The following is a 16,852-nucleotide window of genomic DNA, read 5'->3' as shown; positions in this document are numbered from 1 at the left end:
TGCTCGGCGATCGCGACCGGCTGCGCCGCAATCGCGATGGCTCCGTCGACATCGTCGTGTCGGCGGTGTCGCCGGGCGGCGGGACCGCGTCGAACTGGCTGCCGGCGCCGCGCACGGATTTCGCGCTCGCGCTGCGCCTGTACGCGCCGAAGCCGCAGGCGACCGACGGTGCATGGATGCCGCCCGTCGTCGTCCGGCAATAGACCGCCTGATAAGCGGACCGCCGCGCCTGTTCGAAGGGCGCGGCGGCCCGGCCCCTGCGTGCGTCCGGCCATTCCGTCAGCCTATACTTTCGGGATAGCCGGTCGGACCGACGTGATCCCCCTACATACTGACCGCCGCATCGAAGGCAATTCAGCATGGCAAGCCCGAACAAAGAAACCGTATCCACGACGCTCCACACCCTCGGCGACGTCGCGCGCGCGCGACGCACGAAACGCATCGGCCTGGGCGTGCTGATTTTTCTCGTTTTATTCGGATTGCTGGGGTTCTTCGCTGCGCCGCCGCTGATCCGGCACATCGCCGAACAGCAGATGAGCCAGCAGCTCGACCGCCCGGCGACTATCCGGCGCATTGCGCTGAATCCCTACACCCTCAACTTCGAGGCCGACGACATTCATCTCGGCGAACGCGGCGGGCAGGGCGACTTCGTCGACATCGGCAAGCTGACCGTGCGGCCGTCGTGGACGTCGCTGTTTCGCGCCGCGCCGATCGTCAGCGAGATCCGCATCGATGCGCCGCGCTTTCACATCGTTCGATACGATGCGCAGCGCTTCAACTTCACCGACCTGATCGAGAAATTCTCGACGCCGTCGAAGCCCGAGAGCAAGCCGACGCATTTTGCGCTGGCAAACATCCAGATCAACGACGGCCGGATCGACTTCGACGATCGCCTGCTGAACGAGAAGCACGTTGTCGACAACTGGACGCTCGGGATTCCGTACATCGCCACGCTGCCGTCGAAGATCGACATCTTCGTCGAGCCGAAGCTGCGCGCCCGTTTCGACGGCAGCCCGATTGCGCTCGACGGCAAGTCGAAGCCGTTCGCGAAGTCGCGCGAGTCGGAGGTCGAACTGACGTTCGACCGGCTCGATGTGCCGCGGCTGATGTCGTACGTGCCGGCCAGGCTGCCGGTCGCGGTGCCGAGCGGCCTGCTCAGCAGCCATCTGAAACTCAACTTCGTCATGAGCGGCGCGACGCCGACGCTGCGCGTGTCCGGCACCGTCGACCTGAACGATGCGAAGGTGACGAGCGCGTCGTCCGAGCCGCTGTTCGCCGCGCGTGGTGTGCACGTCGCGGCGGCCGACTTGCAGCCGCTGCGCAATGTGCTGCATGTCGACGAGATCCGTCTCGACCGGCCGGTCGTCGATCTCGCGCGCGACCGCCAGGGCGTGCTGAACGTCATGAAGCTGGCTGCGCCGCCTGCGGATGCATCGACCGTATCCACGGCGGCGGCTTCCGCATCGGCTGCGTCCACGTCAGCCGCCTCCGCGCCCGCCTCCGCCCGCCCTGCCGCGAAAGCGAAGGCTGAACCGCTTGACCTGACGATCCGGCATTTCGCGATCGCCGACGGCACGATCAATTTCGACGACCGCGCGCTGGCGGTGCCGGCCACGACATCGCTGACGCGCGTGACGACGACGCTCGACGGCTTCACGATGCAAGGCAGGACGCCGGCGAAATATGCGGTGTCGACGGTGATGTCGCAGGGCGGCGACGTGAAGGCGGAAGGCACGTTCAGTCTCGCCGCGATGCAGGCCGATACGAAGCTGACGATCGACGCGTTCGCGCTGCCGGCGCTGCAACCGTATCTGGTCGAAGCGACGCGCGCACGCGTGCTCGACGGCAAGCTCGGCACGGTGCTCAACGTGAAGGCCGACTGGTCGAAGACGCCGCTCGACGTACAGGTCGCCGACAGCGAAGTCAGCCTGAAGTCGCTGAAGATCGCGGCACCCGATGCAAAAGCGCCCGCAATCGTCCTGCCCGACGCGCAGGCGAAGGTGGCGAAGGTCGATCTGGCTGCGCGCACGGCGCAGATCGTCAGCGTCGATGTGAACGGGCTCGCGCTCGACGTGAAGCGTCTGAAGAACGGCACGATCGACCTGGCGGCACTCGCCGGCGGATCGCAGCCGGCGGCCGCGCGGCAGACCGCGCATCGCGCACCGGCCGCCGCGCCGTCGTGGCATTACCAGATCGATGCGCTGAACGTGAAGGATGCGGCTGCCAACTACACCGACCTGTCGACGCCGCGTGCGGTGAAGCTGGCGATCAAGCCGCTGCAGCTGAACGTGCAGAAGATCAGCGACGATCTGACGAAGCCGCTGCCGGTTCAGCTCCAGGCGACGCTGAACCGCAAGGGTTCGCTGAACGTGTCGGGCGACGTCACCGCGCAGCCGCTCAGGCTCGGCCTGAAGATCAACGGCAATCGTCTCGATGCGGCCGCGTTCGAGCCGTATTTCGGCAGCGTGCTGAATGCGACGGTCGCAAGCGCGCTGTTGAATGCGCAGGGCAACCTGACGTTCGCGCAGGCGAAGGACACGATCCGCGCGTCGTATCGCGGCGATGCGGCGCTCGTCGACGTACGGATGCTCGACAAGGCGACGTCCGATCCGTTCGCGGGATGGCGCTCGCTTGCGCTATCCGGCCTGAAGGCGAACTACGACGAGCACGGCACCGACGTCGACGCCGCGCGCGTGACGTTCTCGAATTTCTACGGGCGCGTGCTGCTCGATGCGCAAGGTCGCCTGAACCTGAAGGACATCGTCGCGAAGGAGACCGGGCAGGCTCAGTCGCTGACGCGCGATGCGAGCAAGGGCGAGCCGGTGCCGCTGTCGCCGCAGGGCGCGTCGGCCGCGGCGGTCGCACAGGCGGCTCCGGCGAGCGCGGTCGCCGCGGCGTCGGCGACCGCAGTCGTCAAGGCGGCGACGCCGCCGCAGAATCCGGTGCGGATGCGCTTCGGCCAGCTGGTGCTGCAAAACGGCCGGGTGAACTACACCGACAACTTCATCAAGCCGAACTACACGGCGAACCTTGTCGCGATCAAGGGCACGGTCGGCGCGTTCGGCACGGAATCGGCAACGTCCGCGCCGGTCGACGTCACGGCGAACCTGGCGGGCAACGGGCCGATCGCGATCAAGGGCACGGTCAATCCGCTGATCGAGAAGCCGGCGCTCGACCTCACCGCGAGCGCGCACGACATCGAGCTGACCAACCTGACGCCGTATTCGGCGAAGTACGCGGGCTACCCGATCACGAAGGGCAAGCTGAACGTCGATCTGCACTATCAGCTCGCGAACGACCAGCTGTCGGCGAACAACCACATCTTCATCGACCAGCTGACGTTCGGCGACCATGTCGAGAACGACACGGCGACCCGGCTGCCGGTCAAGCTCGCGATCTCGCTGCTGAAGAACTCGCGCGGCGAGATCGACGTCAGCATTCCGGTGTCGGGCTCGCTGTCGAATCCGGAGTTCAGCATCGGCGGCCTGATCTGGCGCGCGGTGCTCAATCTGGTCGCGAAGGCGGTCACGTCGCCGTTCACGCTGCTCGCGCACGCGTTCGGCAGCGGCGGCGAGGAACTCGGCTACGTCGAGTTCGCGCCGGGCTCGTCGGAACTGACTGACGCCTCGCAGAAGAAGCTCGACACGGTCGTGAAGATGCTCGACGCGAAGCCGTCGATCCGTCTCGACATGATCGGCCGCGTGGATCCGGACAAGGATCTGCCGGGCCTGCGGGCAGAATATGTCGAGCGGCTCGTCCGCCAGCAGAAGCTCAAGGACGTCGTCGGGCAGGGCGAGAGCGTCGATACGCGGTCGGTGAAGGTCGAGCCGGCCGAGTACCAGAAGTATCTGACGCGCGCGTACAAGGCCGCCGATTTCAAGAAGCCGCGCAACATGATCGGCCTGCAGAAGACGCTGCCGGATGACGACATGAAGCAGGCGATCGCCGACCACGCGCCGGTCGATGACGGCAGCCTGCGCACGCTCGCGCTGGATCGCGCACAGTCGGTGCGTCAGTATCTCGAAGGCAAGATCGACGCGAGCCGCATGTTCGTCGTCGCGCCGAAACTCGATGCGAAGGGCATCGAGGACAAGGGCGCGACCACGCGCGTCGATTTCGGGCTGAAGTAATCCGCCGCGCGTCGCCGCCGCCATTGGCGCGGCGGCGCGCGGCCGGCACGGCCTCGCGCTTGTCGGGCTTCTTCCGTGCGGTGTCCCGCATCGCACGTTCATCTGACAAAAAAACGCATACCGGACGATCCGGTATGCGTTTTTTCGTTTTCTTGCGAGCGGGGAACGGCCCGTGTGCGACGTCCTGCGAAGGGCCGGGCCGGGCCGGCCCGGCAATCGAAGCGGCGCCGCGATGGCGGCCGAACCCGCTTCGTCAGGTCATTTCGCTGCCAGCAGCGTCAGTTTCAGGAGGATCTTGAACGCATAGCCGATGGTGACGGCGCCCATGACGCCGACCGCCCACAGCAGGATGAACCACAGCCAGCCGTGTTTGCGCGGTGTGGCCTTTTGATCAGTGGTGGTGGTAGTAGTGCTGGTCTTCATGACGAATTTTGCCTCGGAATACCCAGTAGCCCATCGTCGTATAGCCGATGATGATGGGGAGAATAACCGCTGCGCCGACCAAAGTGAAGATCTGGCTCACGCGGGGCGCGGCGGCGTCCCAGATCGTCATCGACCTGGGAATCGCATACGGGAACACGCTGACGAGCAGGCCGGCATAGCCGAGCAGCACGAGCATCAGCGCCAGCATGAACGGCGTCCGGTCATGCCGGTTGCGTGCGGCACGATACATGTACGCCGAGCACGCGGCGACGAGGAACGGCATCGGCACCAGATGCGCGAACACGTCGGAATCGAACCAGCGCGCGGCGATCTGCGGATCCTGCAGGGGCGTCCACAGGCTGACGACGGCCATGAAGCCGAGCAGCACGACGGTCAGCGGCCACACGACGCGTTGCAGGCGGCGCTGCAGGTCGCCGTCGGTCTTCGCGACGAGCCAGCAGCAGCCGAGCAGTGCGTAGGTCACGACGAGGCCGAGTCCGGTCAGCATCGTAAACGGCGAAAGCCAGTCGAAGGCGCCGCCGGCATAGACGCCATTTTTCACTTCGATGCCCTGCAGGTACGCGCCGAGCGCGATGCCCTGGCAGAACGTCGCGCCGGCGGAACCGCCGACGAATGCGATGTCCCACAGCGGCTTGGTGCGCCGCGCCTTCGCGCGGATCTCGAACGACACGCCGCGGAAGATCAGGAAGATCAGCATGAAGACGAGCGGCAGGTACAGCGCGGACAGCACGACCGAATAGACGACCGGAAAGACCGCGAACAGACCGGCGCCGCCCAGCACGAGCCAGGTTTCGTTGCCGTCCCAGACCGGCGCGACCGTATTCATCATCAGGTCGCGTTCCTTCTCGTCAGGAAAGAACGGGAAGAGGATGCCGATGCCGAGGTCGAAGCCGTCCAGCACGACGTACATGAAGAGCCCCAATGCGATGATGGCGGCCCAGACTACAGTGACGTCCATAAGTTTCCTCGTTAGCGATTGCGGTGGGCGTTCAGACCGTCCCGGTCGATTCGTTCGCGGCCGACAGCGGACGGCGCGCGGTGCCGCCGGCGTGGTGGCCGTGCGGATCGTCAGGCCCGGCGCCGGGCAGGGCGGGGCCCGCCTTCATCAGCTTGAGCATGTAGTAGAGGCCGGTGCCGAACACGAGGAAGTACACGACAACGAATGCCATCAGCGAGATGCCGACCTGCTGCGTGCTCAGCGGCGACGCGGCATGCGCGGTGCGCAGCACGCCGTAGACGACCCACGGCTGGCGTCCCGCTTCCGTCGTGATCCAGCCGGCGAGCAGCGAGACGAAGCCGGTCGGCCCCATCACGAGCACGAAGCGCTGGAAGCACTTCGATTCGTACAGGCGGCCGCCGCGGCGCATCAGCCAGGCGAGCACGGCGAGCGCGATCATCGCGAGGCCGAGGCCCACCATGATCCGGAAGCTCCAGAACACGAGCGTCGAATTCGGGCGGTCTTCGGGCGGGAATTCCTTCAGGCCGCGGATCTGGCCGTCCCAGCTGTGCGTGAGGATCAGGCTGGCGAGGTGCGGAATCTGCACCGCGTAGCGGGTCGTTTCCGCCTGCATGTCGGGGATGCCGAACAGGTTCAGCGCGGTGCCGCCCGTTTCGGTTTCCCACAGGCCCTCGATCGCGGCGATCTTCGCCGGCTGGTGCCTGAGCGTATTGATGCCGTGCTGGTCGCCGACCAGCGCCTGCACCGGCGCGAGCAGCAACAGGAGCCACAGCGCCATCGAGAACATCTTCTTCACGGCGGCGTCGCGGCGGCCCTTCAGCAGATGCCACGCGGCCGTCGCGGCGACCACGAGCGCGGCGACGACGAACGCCGCGATCGCCATGTGCGCGAGGCGGTACGGGAACGACGGATTGAAGACGATCGCGAGCCAGTCGGTCGGCATGACGCGGCCGTCGACGATCTCGAAGCCCTGCGGCGTCTGCATCCAGCTATTCGACGCGAGAATCCAGAACGTCGAGATCAGCGTGCCGATCGCGACCATCAGCGTCGCGCCGAAGTGCGCGCGCGGGCTGACGCGGTGCCAGCCGAACAGCATGATGCCGAGAAAGCCGGCTTCGAGGAAGAACGCCGTCATCACTTCGTACATCAGCAGCGGCCCGGTCACCGCGCCGGCGAAGGTGGAGAAGCCGGACCAGTTCGTGCCGAACTGATAGCTCATCACGACGCCGGAGACGACGCCCATCCCGAACGCGACGGCGAAGATCTTCGACCAGAAGACGCAGAGAGTCTTGTAGAACGTCTGGCCGGTCTTGAGCCAGCAGTATTCGAGCACGGCGATGAAGCTCGCGAGGCCGATGCTGAGCGCGGGGAAGACGATATGAAAGGAGACGGTGAAGGCGAATTGCAGGCGGGCCAGATCGAGGGCCGTGAAAGCAGTATCCATTCCAGTTGACCGATGCGGTAGATACCCGCCGGCGGAGCTGCCGGCGGACCCCCGCCGCCGCCCGGCCGCAGGAGTTGGCCGGAGTATGTATCCGCGTATTACACGGCGACATGCGCCAACTCGTCGCATATTGTCCAGTACATACGTCAAAAACCCGGGTTAAATGATTGATTCGTATCAAGATTGCGTGACGCGTCTACGCGCGGCCATCGTGGCGGGCTGTCGCGCGTGCGGCAATATGGCGCGCGGCATCTGTCCGAGTGCGGTTACATAAGTAGGACTGATATGAATTTTCGTCTGGCCGAGCGATCGGGCGAGGTTCCGGTGCCGTGTTTCTCGTCCGCGACGCATTCCGCCGATGCGCATCGGCGATGCTTCGCGCGACGCCGGCAGGCGCCGGGCTGTCGGGCGGCAAATCCCGGTCGAATTGCGTACACTCGGACTCTCGTTTCGGCGGGGCCTGTTCCGGCCCGCGTTCACTCTGGGATGACCGATGATCGATCTACGCAGCGATACCGTAACGCGTCCGAGCCAGGCCATGCTGGCCGCGATGACCGCCGCAGAAGTCGGCGACGACGTGTGGGGCGACGACCCGACCGTGCTGCGCCTGCAGGCGGCCGTGGCCGAGCGCGCGGGCAAGGAAGCCGGCCTGTTCTTTCCAAGCGGCACGCAGAGCAATCTGGCAGCGCTGATGGCGCATTGCGAGCGCGGCGACGAATACATCGTCGGCCAGCTCGCGCACACGTACAAATATGAAGGCGGCGGCGCGGCGGTGCTCGGCAGCATTCAGCCGCAGCCGATCGAGAACGCGCCCGACGGCACGCTGCCGCTCGACAAGGTCGCCGCCGCGATCAAGCCGGTCGACGACCATTTCGCCCGCACGCGGCTGTTCGCGCTCGAGAACACGATCGGCGGCCGCGTGCTGCCGGAAGGCTATGTCCACGAGGCCGTCGCGTTCGCGCGCAGCCGCGGCCTGGCCGCGCATCTCGACGGGGCGCGCGTGTGCAATGCGGCGGTCGCATCGCACTGCACGCTCGCCGAGCTGTGTGCGCCGTTCGACACGATCTCGATCTGCTTTTCGAAGGGACTCGGCGCGCCGGTCGGCTCGGTGCTGGTCGGCAGCCGTCCGCTGATCGAGCGCGCGCACCGCTGGCGCAAGGTGCTCGGCGGCGGGATGCGGCAGGCGGGCGTGCTCGCGGCCGCGTGCCTGTATGCGCTCGAGCACAACGTCGAGCGGTTGGCGGAAGATCACGCGAACGCCGCGCATCTCGCCGAAGGGCTGGCGCGCATCGAGCCGGTCAAGGTGATGTCGCACGCGACGAACATGGTGTTCGCGCAATTCCCCGAGGACGATTGCGCGCCGCTCGAGGCGTGGCTTCGCGCGCGCGGCATCCTCACGCAGATGCTCTACGCGTCGCGCTTCGTCACGCATTGCGACGTGTCGCGCCGTGACATCGACACGTTCGTCGACGCGGTCGGCGCGTATTTCGCGCAGCGGCGCGCGTAACGCGTTCGCTCGGCGCGCCGCCGGCCGCACCATAAAAGAACGCCCACCTTTCGGCGGGCGTTTTCAACTTGCGCCTCCGTAGCGCGGTCATGCCTGCCGGCACATTACTGCCATGCCGGCGCTGGCGTGATTTGCGTCGTGTACGCGGTGGCGGGAAGCAGCGTGATGTTGGAGATGCTCTGGCCGCCGTACGTCTCGGTCGACGTGCCGAACGTCACCCCCGTCACCGGCACCACGACGGATTGTCCGTCGGTCCGCGATCCGCTGACCGTGATCGACTTGCCCGGCACGAGCGTCGCCGCCACGTTCGACGTGTTGAACACGAGCCGCTGCTTGCCGAGCGTCCCGATGTCGGACAGTTGCGGACTGCGGATCGGCAGGCTCTTGTAGTACTTGTTGTACTTCGTGAGCACCGCGTTCAGCAGGTCGCTCAGCAGGGAGTTCGTCCCGCTGTATACGCGCAGGTTCGACTGGTGGAACATCAGCGGCCGGATGTCGTACGTGAGCAGGTAGGACACCAGCGTGTCGGACACGTGGCCCAGCACTTGCGTGTAGGTCTTGTCGGTGCCCCACCGCGTCGGATCGATCCCGTTCGCACCGTAGAAATAGTTGTATTCGTTGACCCATTCCTGCGGTTGGGACACGTTGTAGAACAGTGCGGTCGCGTAACGCGGAATCTCGAAGATGCTCTGGTTCACGCAGTTGAACTTGCCGGCATTGAACGGGGGCAGCGGCCAGTTGACGCCGTTGTTGGTCCGCGGGCATCCCGCCGTGCCGACCGGCGGCGTCGGCTTCGACGAATCGGATACGAGAACGTTGATGCCGAACGACTGCAGGGCGCTCAGCGTCGGCGCATAGTAAAGACCGGAGATCTCCGGCGTCACGATGACGCTCTTCGCGTATTTCTCGAAGCCGAAACTCTGGGCCACGGCATGATTGTTCTTCAGCTCGGACGTGACCTGGCTGGACGTGACCGTGGTCGTCGCGGTCGGTTCAAGCAGAAGGTGGTCGTAGGTGTGCGTGATCCACTTGAACTCGAACTCGTTCGCGTTGACCTCGGTGGACAGCGAGTCCGTGCCGGTCGGCGGATAGTCGCCGAGGCCGCCGTAGTCCGTGCCGAATCCCGCACCGTTGAAGGCCAGCGAGAATTTCAGCGCGCCTGCGTTCGCGGTGCCGGAATTGACGCCGTCCTGCCAGTTCATCGCGGTGTCGAACTCGGCGCCGTTGATCCGGTATTCGCACGCCGTGAGGCCGGTGCTGGACGACACGCCGCCGAGCGGGCATTGCCCCGGCGGGTTCGTGTTGGTCGCGGCATTCGTCCTGACGTCGTACCACACGTCGTTGCCGTTCGCATCGATGTACAGCGCATACGGGTAGATCTCGTCGGGGATGCCGACATCGTCGACCTGCGGATCCAGATACACGTGCCGGTTGCCGACGAACAGCCCGCGCGTGACCCAGTTGACGATGCCGTAAGACAGGATCATCGAGTGGAGCAGGAACGGGTTGTTGTCGAACGAGACCGCCATGATCTCGCGCGACGTGCTGTCGCCCGACACGGGCGTCGAGTTGGCGAACAGGCAGGTCGCGGCCACCGAATAGGTGACGTTGTTCGTGCCCTTGCCCTGGATCTGCGACGTCACGGTCGTGCCGGCCGGCAGCGGGCTCGCGGGCGACATGAAGTACGTCCACGCATTCTGCACCGGCAGCGGGTTGCCGGTGCTCGTGCCGGCGTTCACGTACGGGAACAGCGTCTTGCCGGTTGCCGTCAACGTCGTGTTGAGCGCGGTCGACGTGGTATCGCGGTAGCCGACGTACTGCATGCAGCCCGTGTCGCCCGGCCACGTGTACATGCTCGCCAGCCGCGTGTTGTACTTGAACTGGTAGCGCGCGAGGGCCGTCGCGAGCGCGCCGCCGGAGAACGGGTTCATGTACCGCGCGTCGCTGATCGGCATGATGATGCCCTGGTACTTCGCATGGTTGCCCGTTTCGAGCGCCGGCAGCGTCGGATTGTTCGTGTCGTAACTGTAGATCGTATAGGGGACGCCGAGACGATCGAGAATCGTCTGCGTCGCCTGCAATTCGGGACTGTTGCCGGCCTGCTGGCTGGCGAGCACCAGGATCTTCAGGTCGATCTGGGCATCGGCCGGGACCGCCTGGCTCACATTGGCGGCGGCGCAAAGTCCTGCGGCAGCCAGGCTTCGCGCCAATAACCCGGGAAAACGGGATGATGTTCGCATTGCACTCATGGCAAACCTCACGCATCGGTGATCGTTGACTGGATGTTTCCCCCGACAATGAAGTAAGCGCCGTGCTTACAGCTGTTGCTTGGTGATCTTCTGCGAGCTCTTTGCCTCACTGGGATGCGGGCCGGTCGGCAGCGTCGGGAACTTGGCCGCTATGTTCCCTTTCGACGGCAGCGAGTCGTGACCGGGCCGGCCTTTTCGGGCAGCGTCGGCCGTCGGGGAATCCAGCGCGGCGGCCACGACGAGTCCTGCGCACAGGCAGGTCAGCGCCGCGCGCCATAAACGTAACGACCCATTCTTGCTCCGGGTTTTCATGGTGTCCTCCTGAAGGGGCTGGCGTAGTTCGATACGATGCAAAAACGACTGTCCATCCGGTGGCTCGTTCCGCGCGTGATGCCGGACCTCAGCCGCTGGATTCTTCGGGTTCGACGAAATGGATCTCCTGTGCCGGCCGGCAACCCGGCCGCGCGTGGCGTCAGCGGCACTGCTGTCGCCTGGCGTCGAGGGCCGCGGCGGATCCTGCATCCCGGCATCGCGCGTGTGCGAATCGGTGATCCGATGCACGCGAGTAATGTGCCAGCCATCGCAACACCATGATTTGACGGGGGAATTTCGTCCGGATTGACCGCGTTGCGTGAAAAACGCGGGAAAAACGTTTCAGGCGTGATCGAGGCGGACATGGCGATGCGGACGCGGCAGACCGCGCGCTGCGCGGCGAGCCGGATCCGGCGCAAGCCGGCGGCGCGGCCGCCCGTGGCGCACGCTTTTTGACCTACGCTATAAACGCGCGCGGGATGCGGCAGTGTCGGCCTGCATGCCGCGCCGGGACGATCGCGCACCGCACGGGCGGCTGCGCAAACCGGCAGCGCGTCTGCGCCGGGTGGCCGGCGTGCGAGACGCGCTTCGCCGGACGAACGTTCGACGAATCGCGGCGCTGCCGCGCCGACCGCGGCGCGGGCGCCAGGATGCATCACTTCATGGAGGACGAAAATGTCGATTCGACTCGGAGAAGAAGCGCCCGATTTCACCGCCGAAACCACTGAAGGCACGATCCGCTTTCACGAATGGATCGGCGACCAGTGGGCGATCCTGTTCTCTCATCCGAAGGATTTCACGCCGGTGTGCACGACCGAGCTGGGCTACATGGCCGGGCTCAAGCCGGAATTCGACAAGCGCGGCACGAAGATCATCGGGCTCTCCGTCGACCCGGTCAGCGATCACCAGCGCTGGGTGAAGGACATCGAGGAGACGCAGGGGCATGCGATCAACTATCCGCTGATCGGCGACGCGGATCTGACGGTCGCGAAGCTGTACGACATGATCCATCCGAACGCGAGCGGCGGGGCGCGCACCGCGGTCGACAACGCGACCGTGCGCTCGGTGTTCATCGTCGGGCCGGACAAGAAGGTCAAGGCGATGCTGGTGTACCCGATGAGCGCAGGCCGCAACTTCGACGAAGTGCTGCGCCTGCTCGATTCGCTGCAACTGAACGCGAAGCATACGGTCGCGACGCCGGTGAACTGGAAGCCCGGCGAGGACGTCATCATTCCGACCTCGGTGTCGGACGACGATGCGAAGAAGAAGTATCCGCAGGGTTTCAAGACCTTGAAGCCGTATCTGCGATATGTGACGCAACCGCGTTGACGCGATGCGCCGGGCCGCGCGCGCGTCCCGGCGCATCGCCAGGACGGTGTGCGGGGACGGCCGGCGCGGCGGCGTGAGTCGCGCCGTGGGCGGGTACAGACGACGGAGCGACATCGTGGTGATCTTCCGGCAACTCTTCGACCAGCAGTCATCCACCTACACGTACCTGCTGGCCGACCGTGCGTCCCGGGAGGCGGTGCTGATCGATCCGGTCTTCGAGCAGGTGCGCCGCGATGCGGCACTGATCGAGGAACTCGGCCTGCGGCTTGTGATGACGATCGATACCCATGTTCATGCCGATCATGTGACGGGCGCGTGGCTGCTCAAGCAGCGCACGGGCAGCCAGATCGCGTTGTCCGCGGCGAGCGGCGCGGAGGGGGCGGACCGCTATCTGCGCGACGGCGACCTGTGCGCGTTCGGCGCACGCTACCTGACCGTGCGCGCGACGCCCGGGCATACGAACGGCTGCATCAGCCTGGTGCTCGACGACGAATCGATGGCGTTCACCGGTGATTGCCTGCTGATTCGCGGCACCGGCCGCACCGATTTCCAGCAGGGCGATCCGCACGCGATGTACCGGTCGGTGCACGGGCGGATTTTCACGCTGCCGGAAAGCTGTCTGCTCTACCCGGCGCACGATTATCGCGGATTGAGCGTGACGAGCGTGGGCGAAGAGCGCCGCTTCAATCCGCGCCTGGGCGGGGATCTCAGCGAGGACGATTTCGCGGGCTACATGATGAACCTGCGCTTGCCGCATCCGCGCCAGATCGACGTCGCGGTGCCGGCGAACCTGAAATGCGGCGTCGCGGCCCGCGCGCCCGACGAGCAGGCCGAGCCGGACTGGGCGCCGCTCGTGTACACGTTCGCCGGCTTCTGGGAGATCGACCCGCAATGGCTCGAGGATCATCTGCACGCGGTGCAGATCGTCGACGTACGCGAACCGGCCGAATTCGCGGGGCCGCTCGGGCATATTCCGGACGCGACGCTGATTCCGCTCGGTGAACTGGCGGCCCGCGCGGGCGAGATCGCGCGGGAGCGTCCGGTCGTGACGGTCTGCCGCGCGGGCGGACGGTCCGCGCAGGCGACCGTGATCCTGCGGCAGGCCGGATTCGACACGGTGGCGAATCTGGGGGGCGGCATGCTGCGCTGGCGCGGGGAAGGGCGCGTGGTCGTGAATGGCCGTCAGTAGCCGGCGCATGCGGTTCGTTCGCCGGATGCCGGTGCGGATCGGTTGCGTTCATCGTCGTATCCATCGGCCGGCAGGGCTGGCCGCGGCGCTTCTTCAAAGGGGGACAGGCCATGATGCCGACGCTCTACGCCCATCCGTTCTCGTCGTACTGCCAGAAGGTGCTGGTCGCGCTGTATGAAAACGGCACGCCGTTCACGTATCGCCGGCTGCTGCATGACGATCCGCAGCCGATGCAGGAACTGGCCGCGCGCTGGCCGATGAAGCGTTTTCCGATCCTCGTCGACGGGGACCGGACCGTGATCGAATCGACGATCATCATCGAATATCTCGGCCTGTACCATCCCGGCGCGACCCCGCTGCTGCCCGCGCAGGCGCGTGCGGCGCTCGAGGTGCGTTTCATGGATCGATTCTTCGACAACTATGTGGCGACGCCGCAGGCGAAGATCGTGGTCGACGCGCTGCGGCCGGAAGCGGAGCGCGATGCGCGTGGCGTCGCCGATGCGCGGAGGATGCTTGAAACGTCCTATGCGTGGCTCGACCGGACGATGGCGAATCGCGAATGGGCCGCGGGCGACCGGTTCAGCCTCGCGGATTGCGCCGCCGCGCCGTTTCTTTTCTACGCGGACTGGACGCATCGGATCGATCCGTCGTTCGAGCACGTGATCGCATACCGGAAGCGCCTGCTTGCACGGCCGTCGTTTGCGCGTGCGGTCGACGAGGCGCGACCGTATCGTCCGCTGTTTCCGCTCGGCGCGCCGGATCGGGACTGACGGGCCGGCCGGCGGCGGATAGGCAAGCGTCGAACGCCTGCCTATCCGTTGCATGCCGGGCATGTTGCCCGGCGCATCGCTTCAACGGCGCCAGAGCCGCACGACGAGCGCGCCGAGCGACGAGGCGACGGCCAGCGCGATCACCGCGATCCAGCCGAATTGCGCGAGCAGCAAGCTGCCGAGCGCGGCGCCGCTTGCCATGCCGATGAACATGCCGACGAACAGCACCGCGTTGAGGCGGCTGCGCGATGCCGGGTCGATGGCATAGACGATCGACTGATGCGCGATCAGCGTCGCCTGCACGCCCAGATCGAAGCCGACCGTGGTGAGCGCGAGCAGGCCCAGTTGTGCCGGGGCGGACAACCACGGCGCGAACGCCATGGACGCGAACGACACGGCCGCGATGCCGATGCCGAGCCGCGCGACCCGATCCGGCCCGCGACGATCCGCGAGACGTCCGGCGACCGGCGCGGCCAGCGCGCCGGCCGCGCCCGCGAGACCGAAGGTGCCCGCGGCGGCGCTGCCGAGATGGAACGGCGCGCCGTGCAGCATCACGGCCAGTGTCGACCAAAACGCGCTGAAACCGATCGCCAGCATGCCCTGCGCCAGCGCCGCACGCCGCAGCGCCGGATGCGTGCGCCACAATCCGCCGAGCGAGCCGATCAGTGCGCGATACGGCAGGCGTGTCGTCGGGGCGAAATGCGGCAGGCCGCGGGCGGCCGCGACGCCGATCGCCGCGACGCTGCCGGCCGCGATCACGAACATCGCGCGCCAGCCCAGGTTCTCGGCGACAAAGCCGCTCACGACCCGTGACAGCAGGATGCCCAGCAGCAGGCCGGTCATCACGGTGCCGACGGTCTTGCCGCGATGCGCGTCATGCGCGAGCACCGCCGCGGCCGGCACGACATCCTGCGCCATCGTCGCGGACAGGCCGATGGCGAAGCTCGCGGCGAGCAGCAGTCCGATCGAGGGTGCGCCGGCCGCCAGCAGCAGCGCGCCGACCAGCGCGGCTGCCTTGACGACGATCACGCGCCGGCGATCGAAGCGGTCGCCGAGCGGCGCGAGCAGCAGGATGCCGAGTGCATAGCCGAGTTGCGTGAGCGTCGGCACGAGGCCGACCGTGCGCGTCGACGCGCCGATATCGGGCCCGAGCACGCCGAGCATCGGCTGGCTGTAGTAGAGCGGGGCGACGGCCAAGCCGGCGGCCGCCGCGAGAAGCAGCACCAGCCGGGCGTCGAGCCGCGATGCCGCGGCCTGACCGATGGCCGGATCGTGCGCGGCGCCGGCTGCGGGATCGAGGTTCGTCGGTGTGGACATGATGAGCACCTTGTGTGTGGATTGAAGCAATGGCCTCAGTGTGACGGCACGGTCGCCGCGATGGTAGTAGCATGCGGCGAAGATGGGTTATACGGTGAACGCATGACAAAAAAACACCTTGTCACGTCCGCTGCGGGCGGGCCTTCGCGACTTTCTGCCGCCGCGCTGGACGGTGCCGGTTACCGTTTTCAGTTGATGGAAACCTTCGTGCGCATAGTCGAGGCGGGGAGCCTGTCGGCGGCCGCCGCACGGATGCGGGCGACGCAGCCGACGGTCAGCCGGCGTCTGCAGGCGCTCGAGCGCTCGCTCGGCGTGCGGTTGCTGATGCGGACGACGCATACGATGCGGCTGACCGTCGACGGCGAGCGCTGCTTCAAGCGTGCGAAGGAGTTGCTGGCGAACTGGGCGGCGTTCGAGGCCGACCTGCGCGGTGCGCAGGAGGAGCCGGAAGGGCTGCTGCGCGTCGCCGTGCCGCATGCGTTCGGTCAGGAGCGCTTCGTCGGGCCGCTGGCGCGGTTCCTGAACGACTATCCGCGCGTATCGGTCGAGTGGCTGTTGATGGACGATGTGCGCGACTTCATCGGCAGCGGCATCGATTGCGCGATCCAGGTTGGCGAGCCGAACGACGCGGGCGTTGTCGCGGTCCGGCTGTCGGAGGTGCCGCGCTTCGTGGTGGCGGCGCCGTCGGTGCTGGGCGGCGCCGACGTGCCCGACGATCCCGAGGCACTCGCCGCATTGCCGTGGCTCGCGTTGCGGACGTACTACCGGAACGAACTGTCGCTCACTCACACCGTCACCGGCGAAACGCGGCGCATCGCGATTCGTCCGCGCATCAGCACCGACAACCTTTACGCGCTGCGCAGCGCCGCACTGCTCGGCATGGGTGCGTGCGTCAGTTCGTCATGGCTGCTGACGGACGATCTGGCGCAGCGCCGTCTGGTGCATCTCGCGCCGCAATGGCAGGCATCGCCGCTGCCGGTCTATCTGATCTATCCGTATGCGCAGTTCTATCCGTCGCGGCTGGTGCGGTTTGCCGCGATGATGCGGGAAGCCGTGCCGCAGTTGATCGAGATGTAGGCGTGCCGATGCACCGGGCGCGTTGCGATGCGGGTGTCAGCCGTCGCCGGCGTTTGCGGGGCTGGTGGGCGCGTGCATCGGCCCGCCGTGCGCCATGACACGCACGACAGGCGTTCATTCACGGCT

At 66.5% G+C, this 16,852-nt stretch carries 14 protein-coding genes; 8 read left to right on the top strand and 6 right to left on the bottom strand.

What is annotated here, in order from left to right; genetic code table 11:
- Both KH616_RS03780 and KH616_RS03775 read left to right on the top strand, forming a co-directional pair.
- Nucleotides 1–203 (top strand): DUF1214 domain-containing protein (locus KH616_RS03780; protein WP_292236627.1); only part of this gene is annotated, 203 nt, incomplete at its 5' end.
- A gap of 156 nt (nucleotides 204–359) precedes the next feature.
- Entirely contained in the window at nucleotides 360–4,130 is a 3,771-nt protein-coding gene (locus KH616_RS03775) for a DUF748 domain-containing protein (protein WP_292236624.1), read from the top strand.
- 258 nt (nucleotides 4,131–4,388) lie between these two features.
- Here the strand turns inward: KH616_RS03775 and KH616_RS03770 are convergent, their stop codons facing one another.
- The 3 genes from KH616_RS03770 to KH616_RS03760 are packed head-to-tail and all read right to left on the bottom strand — an operon-like array spanning nucleotide 4,389 to nucleotide 6,976.
- The gene (locus tag KH616_RS03770) at nucleotides 4,389–4,553 is read right to left on the bottom strand and encodes a hypothetical protein (RefSeq protein ID WP_292236622.1); all 165 of its coding nucleotides are present in this window, start codon (nucleotides 4,551–4,553) and stop codon (nucleotides 4,389–4,391) included.
- Nucleotides 4,522–5,532 (bottom strand): cytochrome d ubiquinol oxidase subunit II, encoded by a 1,011-nt coding sequence (gene cydB / locus KH616_RS03765; RefSeq protein ID WP_292236619.1) that lies wholly within the window; start codon nucleotides 5,530–5,532, stop codon nucleotides 4,522–4,524. The genes KH616_RS03770 and cydB overlap by 32 nt, the downstream gene beginning before the upstream one ends.
- 31 nt (nucleotides 5,533–5,563) lie before the next feature.
- Nucleotides 5,564–6,976 (bottom strand): cytochrome ubiquinol oxidase subunit I, encoded by a 1,413-nt coding sequence (locus KH616_RS03760; RefSeq protein WP_292236616.1) that lies wholly within the window; start codon nucleotides 6,974–6,976, stop codon nucleotides 5,564–5,566.
- Between the two features lie 493 nt (nucleotides 6,977–7,469).
- Here KH616_RS03760 and ltaE point away from each other — a divergent pair, with 493 nt between their 5' ends.
- The gene (gene ltaE / locus KH616_RS03755) at nucleotides 7,470–8,483 is read left to right on the top strand and encodes a low-specificity L-threonine aldolase (protein ID WP_292236613.1); all 1,014 of its coding nucleotides are present in this window, start codon (nucleotides 7,470–7,472) and stop codon (nucleotides 8,481–8,483) included.
- A gap of 104 nt (nucleotides 8,484–8,587) precedes the next feature.
- On the opposite strand, the gene KH616_RS03750 is transcribed toward ltaE, so the two are convergent.
- Both KH616_RS03750 and KH616_RS03745 read right to left on the bottom strand, forming a co-directional pair.
- The gene (locus KH616_RS03750) at nucleotides 8,588–10,648 is read right to left on the bottom strand and encodes a hypothetical protein (RefSeq protein ID WP_292236611.1); all 2,061 of its coding nucleotides are present in this window, start codon (nucleotides 10,646–10,648) and stop codon (nucleotides 8,588–8,590) included.
- 150 nt (nucleotides 10,649–10,798) lie between these two features.
- Complete coding sequence (locus KH616_RS03745) at nucleotides 10,799–11,044, bottom strand: hypothetical protein (RefSeq protein WP_292236608.1); 246 nt, start codon at nucleotides 11,042–11,044, stop codon at nucleotides 10,799–10,801.
- Nucleotides 11,045–11,350: 306 nt separating this feature from the next.
- Between KH616_RS03745 and KH616_RS03740 the strand changes: the two genes are divergently transcribed.
- The 4 genes from KH616_RS03740 (at nucleotide 11,351) to KH616_RS03725 (ending at nucleotide 14,332) form a co-directional block, all read left to right on the top strand.
- Entirely contained in the window at nucleotides 11,351–11,500 is a 150-nt protein-coding gene (locus tag KH616_RS03740; RefSeq protein ID WP_292236606.1) for a hypothetical protein, read from the top strand.
- A 219-nt stretch (nucleotides 11,501–11,719) separates the two neighbouring features.
- Nucleotides 11,720–12,373, top strand: coding sequence for a peroxiredoxin (locus KH616_RS03735; protein WP_292236603.1), 654 nt, complete (start codon nucleotides 11,720–11,722; stop codon nucleotides 12,371–12,373).
- 118 nt (nucleotides 12,374–12,491) lie between these two features.
- Nucleotides 12,492–13,562, top strand: coding sequence for a rhodanese-like domain-containing protein (locus KH616_RS03730; protein WP_292236633.1), 1,071 nt, complete (start codon nucleotides 12,492–12,494; stop codon nucleotides 13,560–13,562).
- 110 nt (nucleotides 13,563–13,672) lie between these two features.
- Complete coding sequence (locus tag KH616_RS03725; protein WP_292236600.1) at nucleotides 13,673–14,332, top strand: glutathione S-transferase family protein; 660 nt, start codon at nucleotides 13,673–13,675, stop codon at nucleotides 14,330–14,332.
- 81 nt (nucleotides 14,333–14,413) lie between these two features.
- Here KH616_RS03725 and KH616_RS03720 read toward each other — a convergent pair whose 3' ends face one another.
- Entirely contained in the window at nucleotides 14,414–15,649 is a 1,236-nt protein-coding gene (locus KH616_RS03720) for an MFS transporter (RefSeq protein ID WP_292236597.1), read from the bottom strand.
- A 102-nt stretch (nucleotides 15,650–15,751) separates the two neighbouring features.
- Here KH616_RS03720 and KH616_RS03715 point away from each other — a divergent pair, with 102 nt between their 5' ends.
- Nucleotides 15,752–16,726 (top strand): LysR family transcriptional regulator, encoded by a 975-nt coding sequence (locus tag KH616_RS03715; protein WP_292236595.1) that lies wholly within the window; start codon nucleotides 15,752–15,754, stop codon nucleotides 16,724–16,726.
- Nucleotides 16,727–16,852 lie beyond the last annotated feature (126 nt).

This window comes from Burkholderia sp. (genome assembly GCF_018375725.1).
GTDB lineage: Bacteria > Pseudomonadota > Gammaproteobacteria > Burkholderiales > Burkholderiaceae > Burkholderia.
Note: the sequence above shows the minus strand (reverse complement) of the source record. Positions and strands in the feature narration are given on the sequence as shown.